The 25435-nt window shown below is 34.1% G+C and carries 20 protein-coding genes; 8 read left to right on the forward strand and 12 right to left on the reverse strand.

Annotated features, from left to right (window positions below):
• Positions 1-13: 13 nt before the first annotated feature.
• The 3 genes from BM238_RS02420 to BM238_RS02430 all read right to left on the reverse strand — a co-directional run bounded on the left by BM238_RS02420 (position 14) and on the right by BM238_RS02430 (position 1166).
• Positions 14-187 carry a hypothetical protein gene (locus BM238_RS02420; RefSeq protein ID WP_143093335.1) on the reverse strand — a complete coding sequence of 58 codons (174 nt, stop codon included), beginning with the start codon at positions 185-187 and terminating at the stop codon, positions 14-16.
• Between the two features lie 170 nt (positions 188-357).
• Entirely contained in the window at positions 358-567 is a 210-nt protein-coding gene (locus BM238_RS02425; RefSeq protein WP_090078582.1) for a helix-turn-helix domain-containing protein, read from the reverse strand.
• A gap of 2 nt (positions 568-569) precedes the next feature.
• Complete coding sequence (locus BM238_RS02430) at positions 570-1166, reverse strand: DUF2975 domain-containing protein (RefSeq protein WP_090078583.1); 597 nt, start codon at positions 1164-1166, stop codon at positions 570-572.
• A gap of 200 nt (positions 1167-1366) precedes the next feature.
• On the opposite strand from BM238_RS02430, the gene dnaE reads away from it, so the two are divergent.
• Complete coding sequence (gene dnaE, locus BM238_RS02435; protein ID WP_090078584.1) at positions 1367-5962, forward strand: DNA polymerase III subunit alpha; 4596 nt, start codon at positions 1367-1369, stop codon at positions 5960-5962.
• A gap of 201 nt (positions 5963-6163) precedes the next feature.
• Entirely contained in the window at positions 6164-6805 is a 642-nt protein-coding gene (locus BM238_RS02440; protein ID WP_090078585.1) for a response regulator transcription factor, read from the forward strand.
• Between the two features lie 77 nt (positions 6806-6882).
• Here the strand turns inward: BM238_RS02440 and BM238_RS02445 are convergent, their stop codons facing one another.
• From BM238_RS02445 to BM238_RS02475, 7 genes are all read right to left on the reverse strand, one after another.
• On the reverse strand, positions 6883-8382 hold the full coding sequence (locus BM238_RS02445) for a carboxypeptidase regulatory-like domain-containing protein (protein WP_090078586.1): 1500 nt from the start codon (positions 8380-8382) through the stop codon (positions 6883-6885).
• 5 nt (positions 8383-8387) lie between these two features.
• A complete protein-coding gene (locus BM238_RS02450; RefSeq protein ID WP_090078587.1) occupies positions 8388-9845 on the reverse strand; it encodes a CsgG/HfaB family protein in 1458 nt (485 codons plus the stop codon).
• 34 nt (positions 9846-9879) lie between these two features.
• Positions 9880-10284: a curli assembly protein CsgF gene (locus BM238_RS02455; protein ID WP_090078588.1), complete on the reverse strand. Its 405-nt coding sequence runs from the start codon at positions 10282-10284 to the stop codon at positions 9880-9882.
• A 25-nt stretch (positions 10285-10309) separates the two neighbouring features.
• A complete protein-coding gene (locus BM238_RS02460; protein WP_177205410.1) occupies positions 10310-10594 on the reverse strand; it encodes a CsgE family curli-type amyloid fiber assembly protein in 285 nt (94 codons plus the stop codon).
• A gap of 47 nt (positions 10595-10641) precedes the next feature.
• The gene (gene csgH, locus BM238_RS02465; RefSeq protein ID WP_143093336.1) at positions 10642-11046 is read right to left on the reverse strand and encodes a curli-like amyloid fiber formation chaperone CsgH; all 405 of its coding nucleotides are present in this window, start codon (positions 11044-11046) and stop codon (positions 10642-10644) included.
• A 10-nt stretch (positions 11047-11056) separates the two neighbouring features.
• Positions 11057-11446, reverse strand: a complete 390-nt coding sequence (locus BM238_RS02470) for a hypothetical protein (RefSeq protein WP_090078591.1) — start codon at positions 11444-11446, stop codon at positions 11057-11059.
• Between the two features lie 66 nt (positions 11447-11512).
• Positions 11513-12265, reverse strand: coding sequence for a hypothetical protein (locus BM238_RS02475; RefSeq protein WP_090078592.1), 753 nt, complete (start codon positions 12263-12265; stop codon positions 11513-11515).
• Between the two features lie 219 nt (positions 12266-12484).
• Here BM238_RS02475 and BM238_RS02480 point away from each other — a divergent pair, with 219 nt between their 5' ends.
• The 4 genes from BM238_RS02480 (at position 12485) to BM238_RS02495 (ending at position 18917) form a co-directional block, all read left to right on the forward strand.
• Positions 12485-13090 carry a TetR/AcrR family transcriptional regulator gene (locus BM238_RS02480; RefSeq protein ID WP_177205411.1) on the forward strand — a complete coding sequence of 202 codons (606 nt, stop codon included), beginning with the start codon at positions 12485-12487 and terminating at the stop codon, positions 13088-13090.
• A gap of 48 nt (positions 13091-13138) precedes the next feature.
• Complete coding sequence (locus BM238_RS02485) at positions 13139-14485, forward strand: TolC family protein (RefSeq protein ID WP_090078594.1); 1347 nt, start codon at positions 13139-13141, stop codon at positions 14483-14485.
• 23 nt (positions 14486-14508) lie between these two features.
• Positions 14509-15585: an efflux RND transporter periplasmic adaptor subunit gene (locus BM238_RS02490; protein ID WP_090078595.1), complete on the forward strand. Its 1077-nt coding sequence runs from the start codon at positions 14509-14511 to the stop codon at positions 15583-15585.
• A 152-nt stretch (positions 15586-15737) separates the two neighbouring features.
• Positions 15738-18917 carry an efflux RND transporter permease subunit gene (locus tag BM238_RS02495; RefSeq protein ID WP_090078596.1) on the forward strand — a complete coding sequence of 1060 codons (3180 nt, stop codon included), beginning with the start codon at positions 15738-15740 and terminating at the stop codon, positions 18915-18917.
• Positions 18918-19518: 601 nt separating this feature from the next.
• Here the strand turns inward: BM238_RS02495 and BM238_RS02500 are convergent.
• Positions 19519-20160 carry a porin family protein gene (locus BM238_RS02500; protein WP_090078597.1) on the reverse strand — a complete coding sequence of 214 codons (642 nt, stop codon included), beginning with the start codon at positions 20158-20160 and terminating at the stop codon, positions 19519-19521.
• Between the two features lie 241 nt (positions 20161-20401).
• Positions 20402-21442, reverse strand: a complete 1041-nt coding sequence (aroB, locus tag BM238_RS02505; protein ID WP_090078598.1) for a 3-dehydroquinate synthase — start codon at positions 21440-21442, stop codon at positions 20402-20404.
• 115 nt (positions 21443-21557) lie between these two features.
• On the opposite strand from aroB, the gene BM238_RS02510 reads away from it, so the two are divergent.
• Positions 21558-22727 carry a proline dehydrogenase family protein gene (locus tag BM238_RS02510; RefSeq protein ID WP_090078599.1) on the forward strand — a complete coding sequence of 390 codons (1170 nt, stop codon included), beginning with the start codon at positions 21558-21560 and terminating at the stop codon, positions 22725-22727.
• Positions 22728-22852: 125 nt separating this feature from the next.
• Positions 22853-25300: a replication restart helicase PriA gene (priA, locus tag BM238_RS02515; RefSeq protein ID WP_090078600.1), complete on the forward strand. Its 2448-nt coding sequence runs from the start codon at positions 22853-22855 to the stop codon at positions 25298-25300.
• Positions 25301-25435: the final 135 nt, after the last annotated feature.

Genomic DNA, 25435 nt, shown 5'->3' on the forward strand with positions numbered 1-25435 from the left:
TAAAATCGTCAATTTATAAGGTAAATATTTTCTTTAATTCTCGCCAGTTTCCCAATTCATTATTTTCAACTGTAATTCTTTTAGATTGAATTTTTGAAAAAAATGTTTTAGATTTTTTCATGGCTTCAAGATGAATACCGTTTCGGTAAAAGTTGTTAATTTCATCGTCGGTCTCCCACAAACTCATTGTGTGCCAAAATTTTAGATTAAAACTTCCCGTTAGCTTGTATTTTTTGCAAGGCGATTCTTGCAATTGTTTTATGATCTGACTATTAAATTTAAAAAATGAAATGATTTTAGCGTAAGAATTTAGTTCGATTTTTGTGATTGGTAAGATAATGGTTTCAAAATAAAATTTTAAATTTCTTCAATATATTCAATTAAATCACGAGGTTGACAATTCAATGCCTTACAAATTGCCTCTAATGTCGTTATTTTTAAGGCTTTTGCTTTTCCAGTTTTAAGAATGGATAAGTTTGCTTGGGTGATCCCAATTATTTCTGCTAATTCCTGACTTTGCATCTTACGTTTTGCAAGCATCACGTCAATGTTAATTATTATAGGCATAATTAAATAGTTAAATCGTTTTCGTTCTGCAACTGATATCCTTTTTTAAAAAAATCAACGACAAATAATATCATAATTCCTAAAAACCCTGAAAAGAAAATTTGAAATATTATTGAAATGTCAATTGAATGAAAGAATACAGTGTATAATATAAAAAGGATGGCCACTATCAAATTAAAGTAAGCAAAATGCTTAAGCCATTTTATCGCATTTGGATTAAAAATTTTATCGGTGCTCATTTCTTTCAAAGTCTTATAACTAAGAAAGAAAAATAAACTTAGAAATAGAAAAGCAAGGGAATTATAGATGATCTGTGATGAACCGTAAACCCCGGTTACAACTTGAACGCTGCTGAATGGATAATTTATTTTAAACTTCAGTAATTGATCCATTGGTATCGTCCATTTATTTCTAGTCCAACCAACATTTTTATTTAAAATGAAAGTATTAGGGAATATCTGGCTTCCGCTTTGGTGTTTGTAGTAAAGAACCGCATGTCCAACCAATTCATAAACCAAATGTACAGCGCAAAATGCAAAGATGAAAAAAGCAAAATAACTGAGATATTTTGCAAGTGAGTTTGTTCCAGTGATTTTCATGAGTTTAATATTAAATTATATCGCAAATGTATAATTAATTATTGACTTACAATAAATATATATTAAATTTTAATATTTTTAATTTTGACTAAATTCTGGTTTATTTTTTAATTTTAGTTTTTATTTATTGAATATAGGATTATTTTTCAACTTTTTTTTCTCCTATTTTTAACCTAATTTTACAAAAATTCTTCCTTTAAATGTATTTAATTTTCGATACCGAAACCACCGGTTTACCTCAAAATTTTAACGCACCGCTCACAGATTCAGACAATTGGCCGAGAATGGTTCAGATTGCGTGGCAATTGCATGATGATGACGGTACTTTGCTTGAAAATCAGGATTATCTTATTAAACCTGAGGGTTTTGATATTCCATTTAATGCCAGTAGAATTCACGGGATTTCTACTAAAATGGCGATGGAAGAAGGAAGAGATCTGCAGGAAGTTTTGGTAGAATTTTCGGAAGTTATTACGAGGTCAAAAATTGGCGTTGGTCACAATATTATTTTTGATTATAATATCGTTGGCGCAGAATTTTTACGCAAAAATTTAGAAAATTCCTTGGAAAATCTGGCGTCTGCGGATACGATGATTCTGGGAACGGATTACTGCAAATTAGGAAGTGGTAGAAACGGCAAATGGAAGTCGCCGAAACTGACGGAATTATTTCAGATCTTATTTGGTGAAAAGTTTGATGAAGCGCACAACGCTGCAGCAGACGTCAACGCAACGGCACAGATCTTCTTTGAAATGATGCGTTTGAATATTATTTCAGCGGAAGATCTCAAAATAAGCGATGAAGTTTTTAGAACATTCCAAAGCCAACATTCTTCGCCGATAAAACCTTTTGCAATCGTCATCCGCCGACAGGTTTCAGCTAATAAAAACCGCAAAAATAAAACAGATTTTGGCGATACCGATGAAATAGAAATTGGTGATTATTTTAATTTTCACAACCACAGTATTTATTCGTCTTTGCAGGCTTCTTCGAGCATTGCGGATTTAATTTCGAAGGCTTCAAAAAATAATTTTCCCGCGGTTGGTTTGGTCGATTTGGGGAATTTAATGGGCGCTTTTAAATTCGTGACAGAAGTTGAGAAATACAATAAAAGTTTAGAAGATAAATTACCAATTGACAACGCAGATTTAGAAAATGCACCGAAGAAATTAATCCCGATTTTAGGTTGTGAATTTTATATTTCAGACCGTCCGGAACAGAAACAATTTACAAAAGATGATCCTGACAGACGGACAAATATGGTGCTTTTGGCAAAAAATATGAACGGTTATAAAAACCTGACAAAATTGTCGAGTATGGGTTTTGTGAACGGCTTTTATTTTGGCGTTCCAAGAATTTCCCGGGAAATGATTTCTAAATATAAAGACGATCTGATCGCTGTAACATCAAGTTTAAATGGCGATATTCCCGATACTATTTTAAATTTTGGAGAACAAAAAGGCGAAGAGATTTTCAAATGGTGGAAAGATACTTTTGGCGAGGATTTTTATATTCAAATTCAAAATCATAATTTGCCGGAAGAAGAATATTTAAATCAAATTTTACTAGGATTTGCAGATAAATATGAGGTTAAAATTTTAGCCCAAAATGAAACTTTTTATACCGAAAAAGAAGATTCTAAAATTCAGGATATTTTGTATTGCATCAAAGATGGCGAAAAACTAACAACCGAAGTTGGTAAAGGTTTTGGCAAAAGACGTGGTTTAAAAAGTGACAATTATTTTATCAAAGATTCAAAAGAATTAAAGAAAGATTTTCGGGATTTTCCGGATGCTTTTGAGGCTTATTCAGAGTTATTGGCAAAATTTACACCTTACACTTTAAAAAGAGATGTTTTACTGCCAAAGTTTGAAATTCCCGAACAATTTTTAGACGAAGAAGATTTGTTAGATGCTGGAAAACGTGGCGAAATGGCGTATTTAACGCATTTGACTTACGAAGGCGCGAAAAAAAGATATGGCGAAATAACCGAAAAAATAAAAGAAAGAGTTGATTTTGAATTGTCGGTTGTAGCCAATACAGGTTATCCTGGTTATTTTTTAATTGTGCAGGATTTTTGTGAAGTGGCGCGACAAATGGGCGTTTGGGTTGGTCCGGGTCGTGGTTCTGCCGCGGGTTCTGTTGTGGCTTATTGCACGGGAATTACCAATGTTGATCCTATAAAATATGATCTGCTTTTTGAGCGATTTCTAAATCCGGAACGTATTTCCATGCCGGATATTGATATTGATTTTGACGACGAAGGTCGGGACAAGATAATAAAATGGGTGGTTGAAAAATATGGTAAAAACCAAGTAGCACAAATTATTACGTATTCCGTTTTAGGTGGGAAATCTGCCATAAAAGATGCGGGAAGAGTGATGGATGTTTCAATTTCTGAAACCAATAATATTGCTAAATTAATTCCTTCCACGCCGGGAATGAACATCGCAAAAGCCTTAAATAAACCTGAAAAATTGCGTCCGGAAGACCGTGTTTTAGCGGAAGAAATGAAAACTATTTTGGCTAATTCTTCTGATGGAAGATTTGCCGTTTTAGATGCGGCGAGAAAAATGGAAGGTTGCATTCGAAATACCGGAATTCACGCATGTGGTGTGATTATCACGCCCGAAGATATTTCAAATTTAGTTCCGATCACGATTTCGGGAAAAGATGCGGAAATTTTGGTTTCTCAGTTTGACAATTCTGTGGCGGAAGATGCGGGTTTACTGAAAATGGACTTTTTGGGTTTGCGAACTTTGACAATTTTAAAACACGCGATTGCATTAATTAAGCAAAAACACAATATTGAAATTGATCTCGATAACTTGTTATTAGAAGATCCAAAAACCTATCAACTCTTTAAAGAAGGAAAAACGGTTGGGATTTTTCAATATGAAAGTTTGGGAATGCAAAAATATATGCGGGAATTAAAACCGGATAAATTTGCAGATTTAATTGCGATGAATGCCCTTTACAGACCTGGACCAATTAAGTATATTCCAAATTTTATTAACAGAAAAAATGGATCGGAAGTCGTAGAATATGATTTGCCAGAAACACAGGAATATTTAGAAGAAACGTACGGAATTACTGTTTATCAGGAACAGGTAATGCTACTCTCTCAAAAATTAGCCAATTTTACCAAAGGTGAAGCCGATACGTTAAGAAAAGCAATGGGGAAAAAACAGAAATCTGTATTAGATAAAATGTACCCAAAATTTATTGAAGGTGGCGAAAAAAATAATCTTGACAGAATAAAATTAGATAAGATCTGGAAAGACTGGGAAGCCTTTGCAGAATACGCTTTTAACAAATCCCACTCGACTTGTTATGCCTTAATTGCTTATCACACGGCTTATTTAAAAGCCAATTTTCCGGCGGAATATATGGCGAGTGTGATGTCTAATAATATCAATAACACCAAACAAATTACGCTTTTTATGGAAGACTGTAAAAATATTGGCGTTGATGTTTTGGGTCCCGATGTAAATGAATCTGCGTTTCATTTTGCAGTGAATGAAAAGGGACAAATTCGCTTTGGATTGGGCGCTATTAAAGGAATCGGCGAAGGTCCGAGTGAAGCAATTGTGAAGGAAAGAAAAAACGGAGAATTTAAAAGTATTTACGATTTTTTTGAACGCGTTCCGTCGTCCCAAATGAATAAAAGAGTGGCGGAAAGTCTGGTTTTCGGGGGTGGATTTGATGAGGTTGACAATTATCACAGAGCGCAATATTTTGATGTCGATAATTCGGGCAGAACAAATATTGAAATTTTGCTAAAATATGGACAAAGTTTTCAGGACAGTAAAAATGAAATTGAACATTCACTTTTTGCCGATTTTGCGGATGAAGTGAAGATTGAAAAGCCAAAAATCAATCCCGCACCAGAATGGCAAAATATGCAAAAACTCAACAAGGAAAAGGAAATTATCGGCTTTTATCTTTCCGCGCATCCGCTGGATGAGTTTCAATATCAGTTTAAATTTATGCAAGGCGCACTTTCCCGTAAGGAAATTTTAGAAACTAAAAAAGAAGAAATCGAAATTGAAAGCGTGATCTTACCTACGGAAATTTCCGATGATAGTGATGATGATAAGGAAGTTGTCGATTTAATTGAAACTGCAGATGGCGAAGATGAAATTATTGAAGAAATTTCCAAAAAAGTAGAACCAAAAGGCGCATTTAATTTCTTGAATTTAGATGAAGTTGAGGTTTATAAAAACCAGGTTTTTGCAGATCTGAATCCGGATTTATTTTCTGATTGGAATGAGCGGAAAAAAATAAATGATCGAAGCAAAGAATTTACAGTTGCCGGTTTAATAACCACTTATGAAGTGAAAGACAGCCCGAGAAGTGGGGAAAAAATCGCGTTTTTATCGGTTGAAGATTACACGGGAAGTCAGAGTTTTCGTTTGGGCGACCGTGATTATTTGCGACTTCGGGACAAAGTTGATGTTCAGCGTTTTGTTATCATAAAGTTTAAATATTCACTTTCCGGCGACGGTCGCGTTTTCGTGAATATTACAGATGTGGAAGATCTGCGTGAAGCGCTTGATAAATTTGCAAAAACGATGAGTGTAGTTTTAAATGTAGAAGATCTTCGGGAAAAAGATGTGGATTTTTTCAAAACTTTAATTCAGAAAAAAGGCGAGCATAAACTTAACTTTTATATTAAAAATTCTGTGGAAGAATCGCATTTAGAAGTTCATTCCATGCAAACACATATTAACATTAATGCGGAAACTTTGTCGCTTTTTAATACTTTTAATAAGTTTGAATTTTTCTTGAATTGATTTTTATGAATTGATTTTTAAATATTAAATGTTATGTTAAATTGTAGATTTCGTTATGATGTGATGATTTGGTTAATAATTAATGATTAATTTTTGTTGATATGAAGTAATTTTTGTATTTTTGATTTCGCCATTAGCTCTTTTTATAGATTTTGTTTTTGGCGCGCAAATTAACATTGCAGAAAAAAAACACAAAAAAATATGAAAATCTTTATCGTTAACAACCATCAAATTCTTATTGATGGGCTTCTTTCTCTTTTCTTTAGGATGAAAAATTTCAAAGTTATCGGTTCTACAACGACACTTAATAAGGCTTTGGAACAGGAGAATTTTTTTAGTACCGATATCTTGCTCGTCGACGAGTATGAAAATGTAGAAAATATAAAGCAAATTAAAAAAAGAAAAAAAAGTCTGAAAATAATAAGTCTGTCAATTTGCAATGATCTTAAAAAAGTAAAAACTCTTTTTCAGGTGGGTATCGATGGTTTTATGGAGGTGAAAGGTGGTTTCCCGCAACTTTTAGAAGCAATGAAAAAAGTGGAGTTGGGTGAATTTTACATGTGTGAATGTTTAAAAAATAAGCTCGTTGATTCTTTTACACATCCAAACCAACCAGTAGAAAATTTGAAAATCTACGAGAAAATTGAGACGTTGACAAAACGCGAATTCGAAGTGATGGAAAGTATCTGTAAAGGTCTTAAAAGTAAGGAAATTTCAGATCTGCTTTTTATCAGTACTAACACTGTAGAAACACACCGTAGAAATATTTTTCATAAACTGGATGTCAATAATTCTATAAGTCTTGTAAAATTGGCTTTAGAAAATAAACTTGTGGAATACTGATTTAGAATTTAGACCAGATCAATAAAAACGAAATCCCCTGAAAATTCAGGGGATTTCTTACTGAGAAAAAATGTAACCTATTCCCAATCCGGCATTTCACCAGTGCTGAATAATAACGTTCTGGAATTATCATCATCAATCTGAATGGTATAAACACTTTTCTGCGAAATTCCATCATTAGAAGTATTGGTAAAAATTACCTGTGCTTCATTTGGAGAAAATCGAGGATCAATATCAATACTTCCGGCGGGAATGCTTGTGAATTCAGACAAATCTGTTGTCGTAGAGGTGCTGAAATTATATAAAAATATGTGGGTATTTAATTGTCGGTAATCTGCATTTTGAAAACCTGAAATATCATGCGTGTAAAGGAGTTTTGTTCCATCAACTGAGAAATTTAAACCGCCGGAAGCACCATTTACTCCTGATAAAATGGTGGTTTGTATATTACCAAGAAGATTTATCACGAAAATTTTGGTATTGTAGCCATCATAATCATTGGTTTTCACAGCAATTCTGCTTCCATCTGAACTCCAGTCGCACTCGGAAATCAGACTGCCATCAGTTGTTTTATAGACCAATTGCAGTCCGCTTCCATCTTTATTTATCCGGTACAGTTTGTCGAAATTAGCATACAGAAGCTCTTTGCCGTTTTGACTCCATGCGAAATCCAAATCTGTCAGATTGAAACCTGTAACCGCAATTGAAGTTACCTGAAAAACGTCTGATCCGTCAGGTTTTACTGTAAAGATCTGGGTATTTCCACCCACTGTTCTTAAAAAAGCGATCAATCCTGAAAAATTATTTTTTCTAGGTCGCCAGGAATTGTAATTAGGACTTGTCAATTGAAAGTTAACGTCAGTTTCATTTGCAGATAAAATCACGTTGTTTCCAGAAATTTTCTGTACATAATGAAATCTGTTTGCCGGAATTTTGTTGGTTGTAAATTGACTTACAGCACTATAAACATCAGGATTAATGCCATCAGAAACAACGATCTGCCAGAAATAATTGACACCGTAATTTAGACTTGCCAAAGTGTAGGTTTTCTCTGCAATATTTTCTACCGTCTTTACCGTCGCATTTAAACTATTTTTTACAATTAATTTAAATGTTAAAATATCCTTTGCATCCGGATCCGTACACGTCCAGGAAAGCTGAACCGATAATGGCTGATCTACCGCATTGTCTGCAGGTGTTACCAGAATGGGAATGGAAGGCGGTGAATTTTGAGAATTATCATCCTTCATTTCAAAAACTACACTTACTGTCTGTCCGTCATTTTTTAGACTTACAGCTTGAATTCCTAATAAATAACCCTGAAGTTCTGCTTTTAAAGAATAATCCCCCACGGGTGTATTTGGTAATGTGAAACTGCCATCAGCCGCAGTAAAGACTGTTTCGGAACTTGGCGAGGTGGTAATTTTAACATTTGCTAAAGGTAAATTGGTCTTGGATTGCACAACGGTTCCTTTGATGAGTCCTGTTTTCACTTTATCCACTAAATCTTCGCTACAACTTAGATGCAAAAACAAAAGTCCGAAAATAAGTATTAGTTTTAAATAAATATTTTTCATGATGTTTAGTTTTTTTTGATTTTAGAAAACTTACTATTGTTATTTTTTCCAAAATAGAAATTGAGACCGAGTCCGAATTTTAGGATATTATCATCTCTTTTACCGGCAACAAGTCCATCCCAGTCATCATTAAATCCGAAATCATATTCTCCGTAGGCCTGCAAGCCTAAATAATTAGTGATTAAATATTCCAAACCTGCACCTGCCTGGGCTTTTGGTTTTAAGTGGTTAAAATAAGAATAACTGTAACCAACATAACCCAAACCTCCAAATAAATACGGCGTAAATTTATCATTTGGCATTAATAAAAATTCTAAATTAAGATCCGTAGAACTAAATTTTCTTTTAAAAATATCTGTATTTTCCAATTCGAATTTGGCAAAATTCAATTCAATATTGAAATGGTCATTGATGAAATATTTTGCATTTATTTTATAACCCGGTTTCATTACAGCATTATTGTAATCACCTTTGATAGTATTTGATTCTGCATTAACTCCAATGCCGAATTTCCCTCTTCTGGAATCCAGAATCCTATTGTCAATACGGAAATTGTCATTTATAATTTCTTCTTTATTGTATTCTGCTATTATGGAATCGATCTTAGATTTTTTAGATGGTTCGACATCCCAAATTTTATCTTTTACGCCCTCTATTATTAATGAATAAACAGATTTTTCGATCGCTTCTTTCACGGCTAATTGCACAGGTTCGTTTTTAGTAATGCCAATATCTGCTTCCAATAATCTTTCAGTATCCACGTAGCGAAATAAGTTTCCAGTAACAGATTGAAAAAGAAGTGTCTTTGATGTGTAAACTGTTTTTAAAATTTTTCCAGTCGAAGTTGAAACTGCGCGTAGATAAACGGTGACATTATCCTGACGGTATTGCGAAGAGCCACCAATACCGAAATATCTTGCGCCCAATCCTCCAGTCATAATATTGGTATCGTAAGAAACAATACCACCCTCCAGAATTATACCTGCATAAAGCAAGGGAGGAAGTGATTGAATAGTATTATTCTGTGAAGTATTTGAAGCTGAACTATTTGCTGGATTTAAAACAGGATTTGAAGCAGAATATTCCTGACGCGTCGTCCGGATGATTTGTCTCTCGTTCAATAAATCACTGATATTTTCCCTTTCGATTGGCATAAACCATTTTGAATCTTCCAGAGCTTTTATCAAAATAGAGGTTGTTCCTTGCGGTATCGCGGTACTCCAGTTGGTACCATTTTCAGAAGGTTTGTACTGCCCGGTCTGGTCTTTAAATTTATAAACAGCAACCACGACTTTTTCTTTTGGATCGGGTAAACTTTTTATAATTTTGGTGTAAGGCGTTATTTCGCCCATTGTAGAATTTTGTTTCTCAGTCGGAGGTCGGAAGAGTGCGCTGCAACTTTGCAACATCGCAAACGACAAAACCGTCATAAGTTTTTGGTTTGATTTTTTTTTGGTTAACATAATTTCTCATTTTTTTTTCAGTTATAAGTCGTAATTAGGGTATAATGATTTCCGTTTGCTCGCCTGTCTGAGTGTCCAGAATACTCACATACAAGCCGGAAGTTGATCTCAAGATGTTGATATATAGATTGCCTAAAGTGTAACTTCCCGGTTGTAAATTTGAAGAAGATCCGAAATCTGTCCCAAAAAGATTTCTGGAAAGTTGATTGAGGATCTGCCGGTTTACATCTTCATTAAAACTTGAAATCGCACTTTTCTCATTAAATCCCTTGTCTTTATCATTGTCAAATTGATTTTGGGCATTTGCAGAACTCAAAAGCCACTGGTAATTAAAAGTGTCGCCACCGAAAGCAGGATTTACAGGTTTGTACACGAATTGTTGCGCGTTGTAATAATTTCCTATGAAGAGCAACAAAAGCGACAGATAAAAAGTTTTCATGGTTTTGTTTTTATTCTTAGTTAATTTAAGGAGCAGATTCCCTGTCGATCAGATCTTTTCTATTATTATATTCATTGAGGATTTTTAAAAGATTGTAAACCTGTGATGAAAGAAATTCTTCATTAGGATTCATTATGAAACCGTAAACATTTTTATCTTCAGCATCTATTAAAATTTGTCCTTTTTGATTTAGAGACGGTTTTTCTGTAATGGTGATAATAAAATCGTATTTCTTTAGAAGCTGAGAATATTGTGTGTAAAAAAGATCGAAAAAATCTTTGCCAAATTTCGTCTTAGTATTATCGATCACTATTCCCGAAATTTTGGAAATATCATCAGCTATGATTTTTGGCAGATTTACTTTTTTTTTTCAACGTTTATTTCTAAACTGTCCTTGGATATCAATAAATTTTTATTTTCATCTCTTACAAAAAGATAGGCTTTAAGCTGGTCGCTTGATTTCATATTAATGGAAATTTCCGACAAAGTTTTAGTTTCATCCGGATTAATGACAAATTTACCCTGCTGTTTGTTATTATTCGCGTTTCCTTCAGAACCTTGTTTAATAACCATTAGTAAATAATTCAATTCATAGAATACTTTGCTCTTATTTGTCGCCGTACCTTTTAAAGTCATTATATCACCTTCCCGCGTCATTATGATCTTTGCTGAAATCTCTACAGTATCATGAGTTTTTTGGGCTTTAGATAAAATCATATTAAAAGCTGATAGAAATGTTAAAACAAATAAAAATTTTATCATTGCAATGTTTTTAATAATTTCTTACAATTACGGTTCTATTATCTCCAGTAATTTTTATCGTCATACCGTCAGAAATGCTATTGCTTCCATTAACGTCTATATAATTATTTATACCATTTTCGATAATATTTATACTCGAAGATTGAAGTCCGTTGTTATCCCTGTAATAAAGTTCATTTCTATTTCCATTTTGTTGAAGATTAACTTTATCATCAATGAGATTTATTTTTGCAATATTGTAATTACCGATCTGCGAGAGAACATTTTCTGAAACTATTATTGAGTTTTCCCCAGAAATACTCATCAAAGCACCAATATTTGACGAATTGATCTGTTGAAACTGATTACTCTGCGATTTAGCCAGAACGCTAAAAAAAATTAAAGAAATAAAAATTTTCATAACAGTTGATTTTTATTAAAATAGGGAGAAAGTTGATCTTTCTCCCTAATTTATAAGTCCAGGTAATTAGTTGCTTTGGAAAATAGTTTGAGAGTTTCCGTTTCCAAGTTGAACACCATAATGAACGTGATCAGTTCCCATTTGAGTTACATCAATAGAGTTGTTATTCCCTTGTTGATAGTCCCAGGCGAAATTTCTGTTCCCATCTTGGTATTGAGAAACTACGTTAGAATCGCCAATTTGGTAAGCGACAGCTGAATTTCTGTTTCCAAGTTGAAATTGATCCGCAGTGTTAAAATCACCAAGCTGCAAAGCTCCAGCGTAATTTCTATTTCCCACCTGTGTTTGGAAAGTTGTGTTTACATCACCATATTGGTAAGATTCTGCAGTATTTCTGTTCCCAGTTTGGTTTTGAAAACTCCAGTTAAAAAAGCCATCCTGCACATTAGTAGCAGAGTTTCTGTTTCCAGTTTGGTTTTGTACACTCAAGTTGATTACACCGTTTTGATCTACTACAGCATCATTTCTGTTACCAACTTGTGTCGTGTAATTTTCATTAGCTAAACCTACTTGTGTCACATCAATTGAATTACGATTTCCAGTACTTACAGATTCATTGTAGTTAAACGATCCCAGCTGATCAGTTGATGCATCATTTCTATTACCTGTTTGGGTAATATAGTTCTCATTAGAATTTCCGACCTGGCTTATATTGGCATTATTTAGATTGCCAATTTGTTGAGTAATGTCAACGTTCGCTTGTGCAAAAGATAATGTTCCTAAAAATAGGGTTGCTGCACTTAATAATAAATTTTTCATCATAAAAATTTTAAGGGGTTAGTGGTACAAATGTATATCTCTTATCAGATTCAAAACCTCATTTTTAATGATGATATTTTTAAATCATTAATAATAATGAGAACACTAATTAAAAATATGCCTCAGACTAATGATTAAAAATTAATGAAATAAATCATTAAATAAACTTAAAAACTATTTTTGTTTTTAAGTTTTTTTAAAATATCTTTGCAGATGATTATGAGTGAAAAAACAATTTTTTTAGAAAAAGTATCAGCGTTATTTTTAGAAAATGGCGCAAAAGCCGTTACAATGGATGATGTATCAAAGCATCTTTCAATTTCAAAAAGAACATTGTATGAAGAGTATAAAAATAAAGAAGAGCTTTTAGCAGCGGTTCTGGATTTCAAACTTCAGAATATAATTGATGCTATACAAAATATTGAGGCGGAAAAAACCAACTCAATTGAAAAAATTCTTATTCAGGATAAGGATTTTGAGAAATTTTCAAGTACAAATCACAGTGTTTTTATACGTCAGCTTATAAAATATTATCCCGCCATTTTTGATCAGCATATTCTGAATATGAATGAAAAAATTTCTGAGGTTTTATTAAAAAATATTGAAAAGGGTCGGGAAGAAGGACTTTACAGAGATAATTTTAATGAGAGCCTGAACATCAGATTTTTTCTACAGATCATGTTGTCATTCGAAAATTCTGTTTTGTTTGAAAATGAGCAATTTGACAGAAGTTCATTTTGTGCGGAAGGTGTGACATTTTATCTGTACTCTATCACGACGGAAAAAGGGCGTAAAATTTTAGATAAAATAAAGTCTGAATTATAGGTAGAACCATCATTTAAATATTTAAAAAAAATTAAAAAACTATAGAAAATGACCAAGTGGACAAAAATAATGATTGGAACGGTGCTTCTTTCAGGAACTTTTTCCCGATTAGCAGCGCAGCAAACCATTACCTTAAAAGAAGCGATAGAATTTGCCCTGCAAAACAAAGCAGAAGCGAAAAAATCAGCTTTAGATGTGAAAAATTCTGATTACCAGATCATGCAAGCAAAAGCGGGTGCACTGCCGAAAATTACAGGATCAGCAACTCTCATTTATAATCCTATTTTGCAGGAAAGTGCTTTGCCTGGCGAAATATTTGGCGCGCCGGGAACAACTATTCTTGTGCCTTTTGGACAGAAGTGGAATTCTGTTGCAGGCGTTAATTTATCGCAAGCGATTTTTAATCAACAGGTTTTTGTGGGTTTAAAAGCAGCAAAATCTACAAAAGAATTTTATCAGTTAAATGAAAGTTTAACGCAGGAGCAAATTATCGAGCGCGTTTCAAATGCTTATTACCAGGTTTATACTGCTCAGGAAAAGCTTAAAACTTTTGAAAGCAATTATACAAGTACCGAAAAAGCGAGAAATATTATAAAAAGCCTTTTTGATAATGGTTTGGCTAAAAAAATTGACCTTGACAGAACAAATGTCAATTTAACAAATATAAAAACTGTCATCTCCCAAAATAAAAATGCAGTTTCACAAGCTGAAAACGCATTGAAATTTTATATGGGAATGGCTATCAACAAAGAGATAGCCGTAGTTCCTGCAGATATGGATATTACGCCACATCTTTTAGACGATACGGTTTCCACAGATGAGAGAGTTGAAATCAAGATTTTAACGAAGACAAAACAACTGCTTGAATTTCAGAAAAAAGCTGATGAAGCCGCTTATTATCCGACAGCAAATTTGAATGCAGGTTACAATTGGCAAGGGCAGGGAAATCGTTTTCCTTTAACGAACGGAAGATCAAACGGCGTGAACTGGTCAGATTATTCTACCATTTCTTTAGGACTAAATATTCCCATTTTTAATGGTTTTGCAACAAAGGCAAGAGTTGCGCAGTCGCAGATCGCAATTGAAAAAAATGATGTTGATATTGAAGACAAAAAATTATCATTAGATCTGGATTATCAAAATGCCAAATCTCAGATCAGCAACAGTTTATCCGCGATTGACAATCAAAAAGCGAACGTAACTTTGGCCGAATCAGTATTAAGTAATTCAAAAAGCAATTATCAATACGGATTAGCAACTTTAACGGATCTGCTTGATGCTGAAAACTCTTTGGTACAGGCAAAAAATAATTATACGAATGCTGTTTTAGATTACAAGATCGCAGAAATTCAATATTACAAATCTCAGGGAGATTTGAAACATTACATTAAATAAAAACTAATAGAAATATATACAAAATGAAAAAAGCAAGACCATTTATCTACGGTGCAATAGCCATTATTTTAGTTATTGCCGGTGCTTTTACTTTAAAGCGAAATAAAGAAAAAAACCAGGAACAGACGGCGATCGTTGCACAAACTAATTCTGCAATTATTGTAAATTCTGCGGTGGTAAAATATGAACATATCTCAACAGATTATTCTTCAAACGGAACTTTTGCGCCATTTCAGGAATTAACTTTTCCTTCGGAGATCAGCGGAAGAATTGTGCGTGTTTTTGTGGATGAAGGAAGTTATGTGAGAATCGGGCAAACATTAGCAACCATTAAAAAAGACCAATTGGAAGTTGATAATTCTACAGCCCGTGCAACTTACCAAAATGCTATCATTGATAATCAGCGCTACGAAAATGCTTTTAAAACTGGTGGCGTGACAAAACAACAGGTTGATAATTCCAGACTTCAGCTAAAAAATTCTAAAGCACAACTGGAGCAATCCAATATCAGAGTGGGAGATACTAATGTAAAAGCAACTATAAATGGTGTAGTTAATAAACGTTTTATTGAACCGGGAAGTGTTGTAGCGCCGGGAACTCAGATGTTTGATATTGTCAATGTTTCCAGTTTAAAACTAAAAGTTACCGTTAATGAAACACAGGTCGCCAATTTACATTTGGGTGATGAAATTGAAGTGAAAGCAAGCGTTTTCCCGGAAGAAACATTTAGCGGAAGAATTACTTTTATTGCGCCTTTGGCAGATGCTTCTTTAAGTTTTCCGGTGGAAATTCAGATCGATAATAATTCTCAAAATAAACTGCGCGCGGGAATGTACGGAACTGCCGTTTTTTCTTCTAAAGACAAAGGTATTTCTCACGCGATTTTAATTGTACCGAAAGAAGCATTTGTAGATGGAGTAAGTAGCGGACAGGTTTTCGTGATAAACAAAGACAGCTCAGTAACTTTAACAAAAGTGACAACGGGTAGAATTTTTGGAGATCAGATCGAGATCATCAGTGGTTTAAAACCTGATCAAAATGTGGTAACAACCGGCCAGATCAATCTTACAAACGGTGCGAAAGTGCAGGTTGCAAAATAAAAATTTAAGTTTAAAATCCAGTTATTTAGGTAAATCTCTGGTTATTTAAAACAATAAAAACATATGAAATCGCTGATTTTTAAACATGGTATTTTAGCCTTGATAAACTTTAGCGATTCCATAAGACCATAAAAATTAATTAGCATATTCTTATGAAATTAGCAGAAATATCGATAAAACGTCCCACCCTAATTATTGTACTTTTTACAATTCTTACCATCGGCGGCATCTTTAGTTATAAAAGTTTAGGCTATGAACTGATCCCGAAATTTGATATTAACACGATCACTATTTCCACAGTTTATCCTGGCGCAGCGCCAAGTGAGGTAGAAAATTCAGTTACAAAGAAAATTGAAGACGCCATTTCTTCTCTTGAAAATGTAAAAAAAGTAGAATCGAAATCCTTTGAAAGTCTGTCTTTGGTAACGGTGACTTTAAATGCTGGAGCTGATACAAATTATGCCATTAGCGATGCGCAGAGAAAAATCAATGCGATTTTAGCAGATCTTCCGGAAGATGCAAAACCGCCATCTTTGCTAAAATTTTCCCTTAGTGATCTGCCTATTATTACGGCTGGTGCAACTTCTTCTTTAAATCAGAAAGATTTTTATGATCTTTTAGATAAAAAAATTGAGCCTGTACTTTCACGAGTTAAAGGCGTTGCACAGGTAAATTTGATAGGAGGACAGGAGCGTGAAATCAAGGTAAATCTCGATCCTGCAAAAATTGAAGGTTACGGATTATCTGTACCGGAAATTCAGCAGGCGATCTTAAGTTCAAATTTAGATTTCCCCACCGGAAATGTGAAAACAAGAGATAATACTACAATCATCAGACTTTCCGGGAAATACAGAAGTACGGAGGAATTAAATAATCTGGTTTTACAGACGAAAGATGGTGCGCAGGTTCGTTTGGGAGATATTGCCTTTGTAGAGGATGCCCAAAAAGATGTAGAAAAAATAGCAAGAGTTGATCAAAAAGCGGCAATTATCGTTCAGGTTGTCAAACAGACGGATGCAAATGCCGTTGAGGTAAGTGAACTGACGCGTGCTGCAATCGCAAAAATTCAGACAGATTATAAAAAAGAAAATGTAAAAATTGATATTGTAAATGATTCCACAGAATTTACATTAACAGCTGCCGACAATGTAACGCATGATTTGTTGATCGCAGTTGGTTTGGTGGCTTTGGTAATGCTTTTATTTTTACACAGTATTCGTAATGCCTTCATCGTAATGGTTTCCATACCAGCTTCGTTGATCGCTACTTTTATTGGGATTTATCTTTTGGGATATACTTTAAATTTAATGAGTTTACTCGGGCTTTCGCTTGTTGTTGGTATTTTGGTTGATGATGCAATTGTAGTTCTTGAAAATATTTACCGCCATATGGAAATGGGCAAGAATAAAGTCCGCGCGGCTTATGATGGAACTTCCGAAATTGGATTTACCGTAATGGCGATCACTTTGGTAATTGTCGTGGTATTTTTACCTATCGCTTTAAGCACAGGTTTGGTCTCAAACATTATTTCACAGTTTTGTGTTACGGTGGTGATTGCAACTTTGCTCTCATTATTGTCTTCATTTACCATCGTTCCCTGGCTGTCTTCCCGATTTGGAAAATTGGAGGTTTTAACAGGAAAAAATGTATTCCAAAGATTCATTTTAGCTTTTGAGAAAAAACTGGATGATTTCACACACTGGATCTCCGGACTTTTAACCTGGTCATTAAAAAGTAAAAAGAATAAAATAATAACCATGTTATTGGTGGTTTTTCTATTTTTCGGATCAATTTTCGGCTTATTTGGCGGTGGCTTCATCGGTGGTGAATTTTTCGCTAAAATTGACAAAGGAGAATTTTTGGTGCAAATAGAATTACCAAAAGATGCTTCAATTGAGCAATCCAACTTTATGACGCAAAAAGCTGAAAAATTTCTAAGAAGTAAAAGCGAAGTTGCGAGAACTATCACAACTGTTGGACAAACCAGCGACGGTTTTGGTGGCGCTCAGGCGACCGCATACAAATCTGAAATTGACGTAATTTTAGTTGAAAAATCAAAAAGAGAAGACAATTCTTTCATAGCCGCGGCAAAATTAAAACGCGAGCTTGAAAATGTACTTGTCGGTGCAAAAGTAAAAACAGTTCCTATCGGACTTTTGGGTGCAGAACGTGCGCCATTGGCTTTGGTAGTAACAGGTTCAGATTTAAAATCTGCTTTAGAATATGCAAAACAGGCAGAAGCACAATTGCGAACAATTCCCGGCGCGGCTGAGGTAAAACTAAGTATCGAAGGCGGAAGTCCAGAAATCAATGTGCAGGTTGACCGGGATAAAATGTCTTTATTGGGTTTAAATTTACAAACAGTTGGTGTCACAATGCAAACCGCTTTTAGTGGAAACACGGACGGAAAGTACCGCGCAGGCGACAATGAATACGATATCAATATTCAGTACAACCAAAAAGGACGCTCAACGATTGATGATGTTAAAAATTTAATTTTCGTTAATACTGCCGGACAACAGATCCGATTAGAACAATTTGCCGCCGTCACAGAAGGTTCCGGACCAAGTTTTCTGGAAAGAAGAGATAAATCTCCATCAGTAACCATCGAAGCACAGGCAGTAGGAAAACCTTCCGGAACGATCGCTGATGAATGGCAGGCAAAATTTGAAAAATTAAAAAAACCTACAGGTGTCGACTGGATATGGTCTGGTGATAAGGAAAATCAAACAGAAGGTTTTGGTACTTTGGGACTTGCTTTAGGTGCAGCCATACTTTTGGTTTATTTAGTAATGGTCGCGCTTTACAACAGTTTTGTTTATCCGTTTGTCGTTCTCTTTTCAATTCCTTTAGCTTTGATCGGTGTATTGGTTGCTTTGGCTTTAACCAATAATTCAATTAATGTTTTCACCATTTTAGGGATGATCATGTTAATTGGTCTGGTGGCGAAAAATGCGATTATGATCGTAGATTTTACCAACCATAGAAAAGAAGAAGGCGAATCTACTTACAACGCTTTGTTGCAGGCAAACCACGCGCGGCTTCGTCCGATTTTGATGACCACGATCGCCATGGTTTTCGGAATGTTTCCGATCGCTTTGGCAAGTGGCGCAGCGGCAGAAATGAACAGCGGTTTGGCCTGGGTGGTAATTGGCGGATTAATTTCCTCACTATTTTTAACTCTGGTAATTGTCCCGGTCGTTTATTCCATATTTGATGGTTTGATCAGACGTTTCTCTAAAAATAGTGAAACAGATTATGAAGCAGAAATGCACGCAGATTACACACCGCATGAATTAAATGACGACGGCTTTTCGCCGAAGCATATATAGTTTTTTTTTAAATTGTTAATAAAAAGTCCTGTGAATTAATTTTCACGGGGCTTTTTTTTTGGGGAGCAAGAAAGGTAATTTTTCCCTTTCGAAATATTTCCGGCTGTCCGTTATATCTTTTTCTTTTTTCAAAAGAAAAAGGATGCCACTTCCATCCGGGCTAAGATCGACGGGTATTTTTATTTTCAAAGGAATAAAAATTCTCCATCTAGAATATCGATCACTTTCCTATACAAATACCATTGCAATGCTTTAATATCTTATCAATAGCACGTTCAAGTAAAAACAAATCCCCTTTTAAAGATTTTACCCGAAAACTCCAAACCAGATGTTTTAAGCTTTCGGGCGTTCCCGAAAGTCCAAAGTTGGGTGCAGCAAGCTTTCGGACGATCCCGAAAGTCCCAAACGAGGGTGTAACAACTTTTCGGACAGTCCCGAAAACCTAAAGCGAGGGTGCAACAACCTTTCGGGGATTTTGGCAGATAAATAACAACTTTCATCTGGAAACATTGCGCATCGTAAGATTTTTAACCAAAAAAAGCCGAACAAAAATGTCCGGCTTAATAATGAATTTAATTTTTTATACTAAAACTAGCTAAAACTATTTAGCAAATTTGTAAGCTAAACCAACTTGAAATACGTTGTTTCTTACTGAACTAGAGTTATTTGGTCTGTCTTTAGCAATATCAGTAACACCTGCTACATATCTTGCAGTTAAACCAAGTTGTGGTGTGAAATAATAACCTGCACCAATACCAATTCCTAAATTAAATTTGTTGATTTGGTCATTATAATTTCCTGTTTCTGCTAATGTATTTCCAGAAGTTTCGTTTTTTACTTTATTACTAGCATTTACATTTAAACCGAATTCTGGTCCAGCTTCTAAGTAAAAACTTGGCGTTGCGTTATATTGAAACATAACTGGCAATGCGATGTAATCTAAATGGGATGCACTTGAAATCGTTTGGTTTGTTTTTATTGCACCATTATCAATCACTGTTTGATTATTAGCGGAAGATTTTTCACCATACTGTGTGTAGATTAACTCTGGCTGAATACTAAAATTAGAACCTAGAGGTGCATTTACAAAAGCGCCTGCGTTAAAACCAATTTTAGATTTTTGATCGCTTAATCCTGAATCTTTTGATAAAGAGGAAACATTCATTCCACCTTTAATACCAAATTGCTGTGCAAATGTCAATGAACTTACAGCTACAGCTGCTGCTAATACTAACTTTTTCATAATCTTTTAATTTTTAATTATCAAATTTATTAAACCTCGTTATGTTGTTTTCAGAGGTATGATGTTGGCGTACTTTCAAATACTTTGCCATCTTGTATTTTGATTTTTTAAATAAAAGTAAAACAAACGTTTAATTAACTTTTTAAATTATTTAAAGTATTATAATATAGTCAATTAGAAATTTTATAGAGAGATTATTTAGAGTTATTATAAATTACTTATTGAGTTATTCGATAAAATTCTATGACAGTTTTCTGTAAAAATCCAGCGTTTTTATCACATTTTCTTCAGAAACTTCAATGTCAAAATTTCCTTTTCCTACCGTTTCGAGTAATGAAAATTTAATTTTTCCTGAATCATTTTTTTTATCATTAAGCATTAACAGAGTAATTTCTTCATTTGAAAAATGCGAAATATCTTGATAAGGAAAATAAAACTGCAACGCCGCAATGATCTGATCTGATGTTTCTGCCGAGATATATTTTTGTAAAAAAGAAAGATAAGTTTCGCATATCATTCCCATGGCAACGGCTTCTCCATGCGGAATGGCATTTTCTTTCTTTAAAAACAAACTCTCAAAAGCGTGACCGAAAGTATGACCAAAGTTTAAAGTTTTTCGGACATTTTGTTCCTTAAAATCAATATCTACGACATTCTGCTTAATTTGCATTGACTTATTGATATGCATTTCAAGATGATCTGCCGAAAGTTCTGTAACACTGATCAGATCTTTCCAGTGTTTTTCATCGGCAATTAATCCGTGTTTAAGCATTTCCGCAAAACCGCTGCGCAACTCTTCGAAAGGCAGGGTTTTTAAAAATTTTGGATAAAAAAAGATTTTTTCCGGCTGTGAAAATGTTCCGATTATGTTTTTTAAGAACGCATGATCAATACCTGTTTTTCCGCCAATAGAAGCATCGCACATTCCCAAAAGTGTCGTTGGAATATTGATGAATTTTATTCCTCTTTTATAAGTTGACGCTACAAATCCACCCACATCTGTTATAACGCCGCCGCCTAAATTTATAACCAAAGCATTTCTGTCTGTTTTAAATTCAGCTAAAATTTCCCACAAATGTGTCGCCGTTTCAATTGTTTTAAGATCCTCGCCTGCTTCAATTTCGATGATCTCAAACGGAATCTCAGTCTCAAGATTTACCAAAAGCTGCGGAAGACAGTATTCATGCGTATTTTCATCTGCTAAAATTATAAGCTGACTTGGTTTTAACTCAGTTAAAAATTCATTTAAAGCCGAAAAATCATCATCAAGAAGGGAAATCATAAATTATTTTTTTTGCAAATTTAGCACTATTAAAGAAAGTCTATATTTCTAATGAAAACTATTTAAAAAAATTAATATTAGTAGTAAATTTGGCTATTAAAATAATCAAGAATTTATGTCTGTTTTCAACGATACAAAAATTGCTTTTTCCGATAAATCTGATGCCGAACTAAGGAAAGCATTTTGGATGTTTAAGTTAATTGAGCAACCGGCTTTAACGAAAATTGGAACTTCAATTTTAAATTTTTCTGTTCACAACAACGTTCCGTTCGCTGGCGATATAGTAAAATATACCTTGTTTGCCCAGTTTTGTGGTGGCGAAACGCGCGAAGAAAGCACAAAAGTGGTGAACAAAATGTTTAAGCACGGCGTGGGAAGTATTTTTGATTATTCCATTGAAGGGAAAGAAGAAGAATCTGCTTTTGAAACTGCTTTTGCAGAGATAAAAGAAAATATAAAATTCGCCGAAGGAAATCCCGCGATTCCTTTTGTGGTTTTCAAACCAACCGCTTTTGGCAGGATTGATCTCTACGCAGAAGTTGGAAGTGGCAAAGAATTGACGAGCAGCGAAAAAGAAGAATGGCAAAGAATCGAATACCGTTTTGATGAAGTTTGCAAAATGGCTTTTGAGAAAAACGTCATGTTAATGGCTGATGCAGAAGAAACCTGGATGCAGCACGCGGCAGATGAACTTCTTTTTGAAATGATGAAAAAATACAATCAGCAGAAAGCAATTATCTGGAATACCATCCAAATGTACCGAACCGGAAGACTGGAATATTTAGAAAAAGACCTAAAAAGAGCGGAAGATTATAATTTTTATTTAGGTTATAAATTCGTTCGTGGCGCTTATATGGAAAAAGAAAGAGCACACGCTGCGGAAAATAATTATCCAGATCCAATTCAGCCAACGAAAGAAGCGACAGATATTAATTATAATGCTGCGGTTGATTTTACTTTAAATCATTTAGATAGAGTTTCCGCGTTTTTCGGCACACACAACGAAAAATCGACCGAATTGGTAATGGATAAAATGCGTGAAAAAGGTTTAGAAAATAATAATAAACATTTATATTTTGGCCAGTTATACGGCATGAGTGATAATATTACTTACGTTTTGGGCGAAAAAAATTACAATGTGTCGAAATACTTACCTTACGGACCAGTGAAAGATGTTGTTCCATATTTGACGAGAAGAGCGCAGGAAAACACTTCTGTAAAAGGACAAACCGGCCGTGAATTAGGATTAATTTCGAAAGAATTAAAACGCAGAAAGAATTCTTAAGTAAAAAGCAAAAAGTAAAAAGTTTCATTTAAAATTTGAGGCTTTTCGTGAACTTATCTCCGAATTTTCCAACTGACAACTGACAACTGAAAACCGACAACCGACAACCAACAACTGACAACCAAATCTATTTCGCCCAAATCATATTGCCCTTAAATTTAAAAGGAACTTTTACTTATAAAATTCCGGACAATTTGGTGGAAGAAATAGAATTGGGAATGCGCGTTTTAGTTCCTTTTGGCGGAAAAAAAATCTATACCGGAATTGTTTCTGAACTTCACGATCGCGAACCTGAAACTTTTGCTGCCAAAGAAATCATCAATATTCTCGACGAAAAACCAATTTTACCGAAAGAACAATTGGAATTTTGGCAATGGCTTTCAAACTATTACCTGTCAAATATTGGTGAAATTTACCGTTTTGCCTTTCCGTCTTCTTTAAAACTTGAAAGCGAAACTTATTTAAAATTAAAACCAAATGTTGAGATAAATTTTGAAAATCTCGACGTGAATGAAATGTATCTCATTCAGGCGTTGGAAGTTCGGCAAATGATCAATTTAGCGGAAATTGAAGCCTTTATTCCCAAAAAATTAATTGTAAAAACCATCAATTCACTTATCGATCTGCGATATATTGAAGTAGACGAAAAAATTTCAGAAACTTATAAAGCCAAAGAAGTTGCTTATTTAAAAGTGAATAAAGATGTTTTGCGCGATAATTTTTTACCAGAAGTTTTAAAAAGTTTAAACAATGCGCCGAAACAAAAAGATCTTTTTCTTTTAATATTATCCAAACAGCAGGAAAATGAAGATATTCCAGTAAAAAAATCTTTCGTTTTCGAAGAAGGAAATTTTTCGCATTCACAATTAAAAGCCTTAATTGATAAAGGAATTATTGAAGAATATTTGCTTCAAAAAGACCGTTTAAAATCCTATGAAGGCAAAACCGAAGATTTGGAAGCATTGACTGAACTTCAAAAGATCGCAAAATCTGAAATAGATCAGGCTTTTGAAAATGATAAAAATGTTTTGCTTCATGGCGTCACGGCTTCCGGAAAAACACATCTTTATTTAGATAAAATCGAAGACTGTATTAATGATGGTAAAAACGTACTTTTTTTGTTGCCGGAAATTTCTTTAACCAAACAAATTATCCAAAGATTAGAAAAAAAATATGGTAAAAGTCTGGGTTTTTACCACACAAAATTAACGGATTTTGAAAGGGTAGAAGTGTGGCGGAAAATCCGTAATAATGAGATAAAGGTTTTGATCGGAACTCGAAATGCACTTTTTTTGCCTTTTCAAAATTTAGGTTTAATAATTGTCGATGAAGAACATGACTTTGCTTATCGTCCGCGAGAAGTTTCACCTTATTTTAATGCAAAAGATGCAGCGCAAATTTTGGCTAAATTTTATTCTGCAAATGTTATTCTTGGTTCTGCGACGCCTTCTGTGGAAAGTTATTATGCTGCAAAAAAGGATAAACTGTCTTACGTTTTTTTATCTAAAAGATTTGGAAATGTTGATTTACCAACAGTTGAATTAATAAATTTTGAAGAAGAACAAAAACTGCAGTTCACAAAAGGTCATTTTTCTTTTAAATTAATTGAAGAAATTAAAGGAAATTTAGAACAAAAAAAGCAAAATATTATACTCCACAACCGCCGTGGTTACGCCAATGTTGTAGAATGTGAAACTTGCGGCTATGTTCATTACTGCAGCAATTGTGATGTCGTGATGACTTACCACAAATATTCCCGTGAAATGAAATGTCATTATTGCGGTCAAAAAGCGACAAAACCAACAGTTTGCCCGAAATGTAATTCTGAAAATATCAACGAGCGTGGTGTCGGAATTGAGCAAATAGAAGAAGAATTACAAAAAATTTTCCCGGAAAATGAAGTTGACAGAATGGATGTTGATTCTATGCGCAAAAAATTTGCCTATGAACAATTGTACGAAAAAATTGAAACCGGAGAAGCGGAAATAATTCTTGGAACGCAAATGATCTCTAAAGGTTTGGATTTTGACAATATTGAATTGGTCGCAATTCCCAAAGCCGATGCATTGTTGCACGTGCAGGATTTTCGTGCGGAAGAAAGAGCTTATCAACTGATCACGCAAGTTTCTGGTCGAGCAGGAAGAGTTTCCGGTAAAGGAAAAATTTTAATTCAAACCTATAATCCACAACATCCGGTTTTTAAATTAATTCAGGAAAATAGCACTACCGAAATTTACAATCATTTTTTAGAGGAAAGAAAAAAGTTTCTTTATCCACCTTTTGTGAAACTTTTGATGATTGAATTAAAGCACAGAAGAGAAGACAAGACTGATCGTGCGTCGCAGTTTTTGGGTTCAGTTTTAAGAAAGTATTTACCTGCAGAATGTGTGTTAGGTCCCGAAAAATCACCCATTGCCAGAATTAAAAATCTATATCAATATCAAATTTTACTAAAACTTCCAAAAGGTAAAAATTATGAAAATTTTAAATCTTTAGTTTTAAAATCTTTTGAAGAATTTGATGAAATAACAGGTTATCATTCCATTAAAAAAAGCGTTTTTGTTGATTTTTAACATTATTTAACGTTTTTTACCGAGAATTTATAAGTTTTGGAAGGTCAAACTTCAGCAATATTTTCTATTTTTACTCGTTTTTAGAATTACACCAGAACTACTTTAGTTAATCAAATTCTTTTTTCGGAGAGAATT

The organism is Halpernia frigidisoli (assembly GCF_900113805.1).
In the GTDB taxonomy this organism is placed as follows: Bacteria; Bacteroidota; Bacteroidia; order Flavobacteriales; family Weeksellaceae; genus Halpernia; species Halpernia frigidisoli.

Excerpts from the sequence above, each read along its gene's own strand:
- BM238_RS02420 (WP_143093335.1), bottom strand. The coding sequence starts at position 187 with ATGAGTTTGTGGGAGACCGACGATGAAATTAACAACTTTTACCGAAAC.
- BM238_RS02425 (WP_090078582.1), bottom strand. The coding sequence starts at position 567 with ATGCCTATAATAATTAACATTGACGTGATGCTTGCAAAACGTAAGATG.
- BM238_RS02430 (WP_090078583.1), bottom strand. The coding sequence starts at position 1,166 with ATGAAAATCACTGGAACAAACTCACTTGCAAAATATCTCAGTTATTTT.
- dnaE (WP_090078584.1), top strand. The coding sequence starts at position 1,367 with ATGTATTTAATTTTCGATACCGAAACCACCGGTTTACCTCAAAATTTT.
- BM238_RS02440 (WP_090078585.1), top strand. The coding sequence starts at position 6,164 with ATGAAAATCTTTATCGTTAACAACCATCAAATTCTTATTGATGGGCTT.
- BM238_RS02445 (WP_090078586.1), bottom strand. The coding sequence starts at position 8,382 with ATGAAAAATATTTATTTAAAACTAATACTTATTTTCGGACTTTTGTTT.
- BM238_RS02450 (WP_090078587.1), bottom strand. The coding sequence starts at position 9,845 with ATGTTAACCAAAAAAAAATCAAACCAAAAACTTATGACGGTTTTGTCG.
- BM238_RS02455 (WP_090078588.1), bottom strand. The coding sequence starts at position 10,284 with ATGAAAACTTTTTATCTGTCGCTTTTGTTGCTCTTCATAGGAAATTAT.
- csgH (WP_143093336.1), bottom strand. The coding sequence starts at position 11,046 with ATGATAAAATTTTTATTTGTTTTAACATTTCTATCAGCTTTTAATATG.
- BM238_RS02470 (WP_090078591.1), bottom strand. The coding sequence starts at position 11,446 with ATGAAAATTTTTATTTCTTTAATTTTTTTTAGCGTTCTGGCTAAATCG.
- BM238_RS02475 (WP_090078592.1), bottom strand. The coding sequence starts at position 12,265 with ATGAAAAATTTATTATTAAGTGCAGCAACCCTATTTTTAGGAACATTA.
- BM238_RS02480 (WP_177205411.1), top strand. The coding sequence starts at position 12,485 with ATGAGTGAAAAAACAATTTTTTTAGAAAAAGTATCAGCGTTATTTTTA.
- BM238_RS02485 (WP_090078594.1), top strand. The coding sequence starts at position 13,139 with ATGACCAAGTGGACAAAAATAATGATTGGAACGGTGCTTCTTTCAGGA.
- BM238_RS02490 (WP_090078595.1), top strand. The coding sequence starts at position 14,509 with ATGAAAAAAGCAAGACCATTTATCTACGGTGCAATAGCCATTATTTTA.
- BM238_RS02495 (WP_090078596.1), top strand. The coding sequence starts at position 15,738 with ATGAAATTAGCAGAAATATCGATAAAACGTCCCACCCTAATTATTGTA.
- BM238_RS02500 (WP_090078597.1), bottom strand. The coding sequence starts at position 20,160 with ATGAAAAAGTTAGTATTAGCAGCAGCTGTAGCTGTAAGTTCATTGACA.
- aroB (WP_090078598.1), bottom strand. The coding sequence starts at position 21,442 with ATGATTTCCCTTCTTGATGATGATTTTTCGGCTTTAAATGAATTTTTA.
- BM238_RS02510 (WP_090078599.1), top strand. The coding sequence starts at position 21,558 with ATGTCTGTTTTCAACGATACAAAAATTGCTTTTTCCGATAAATCTGAT.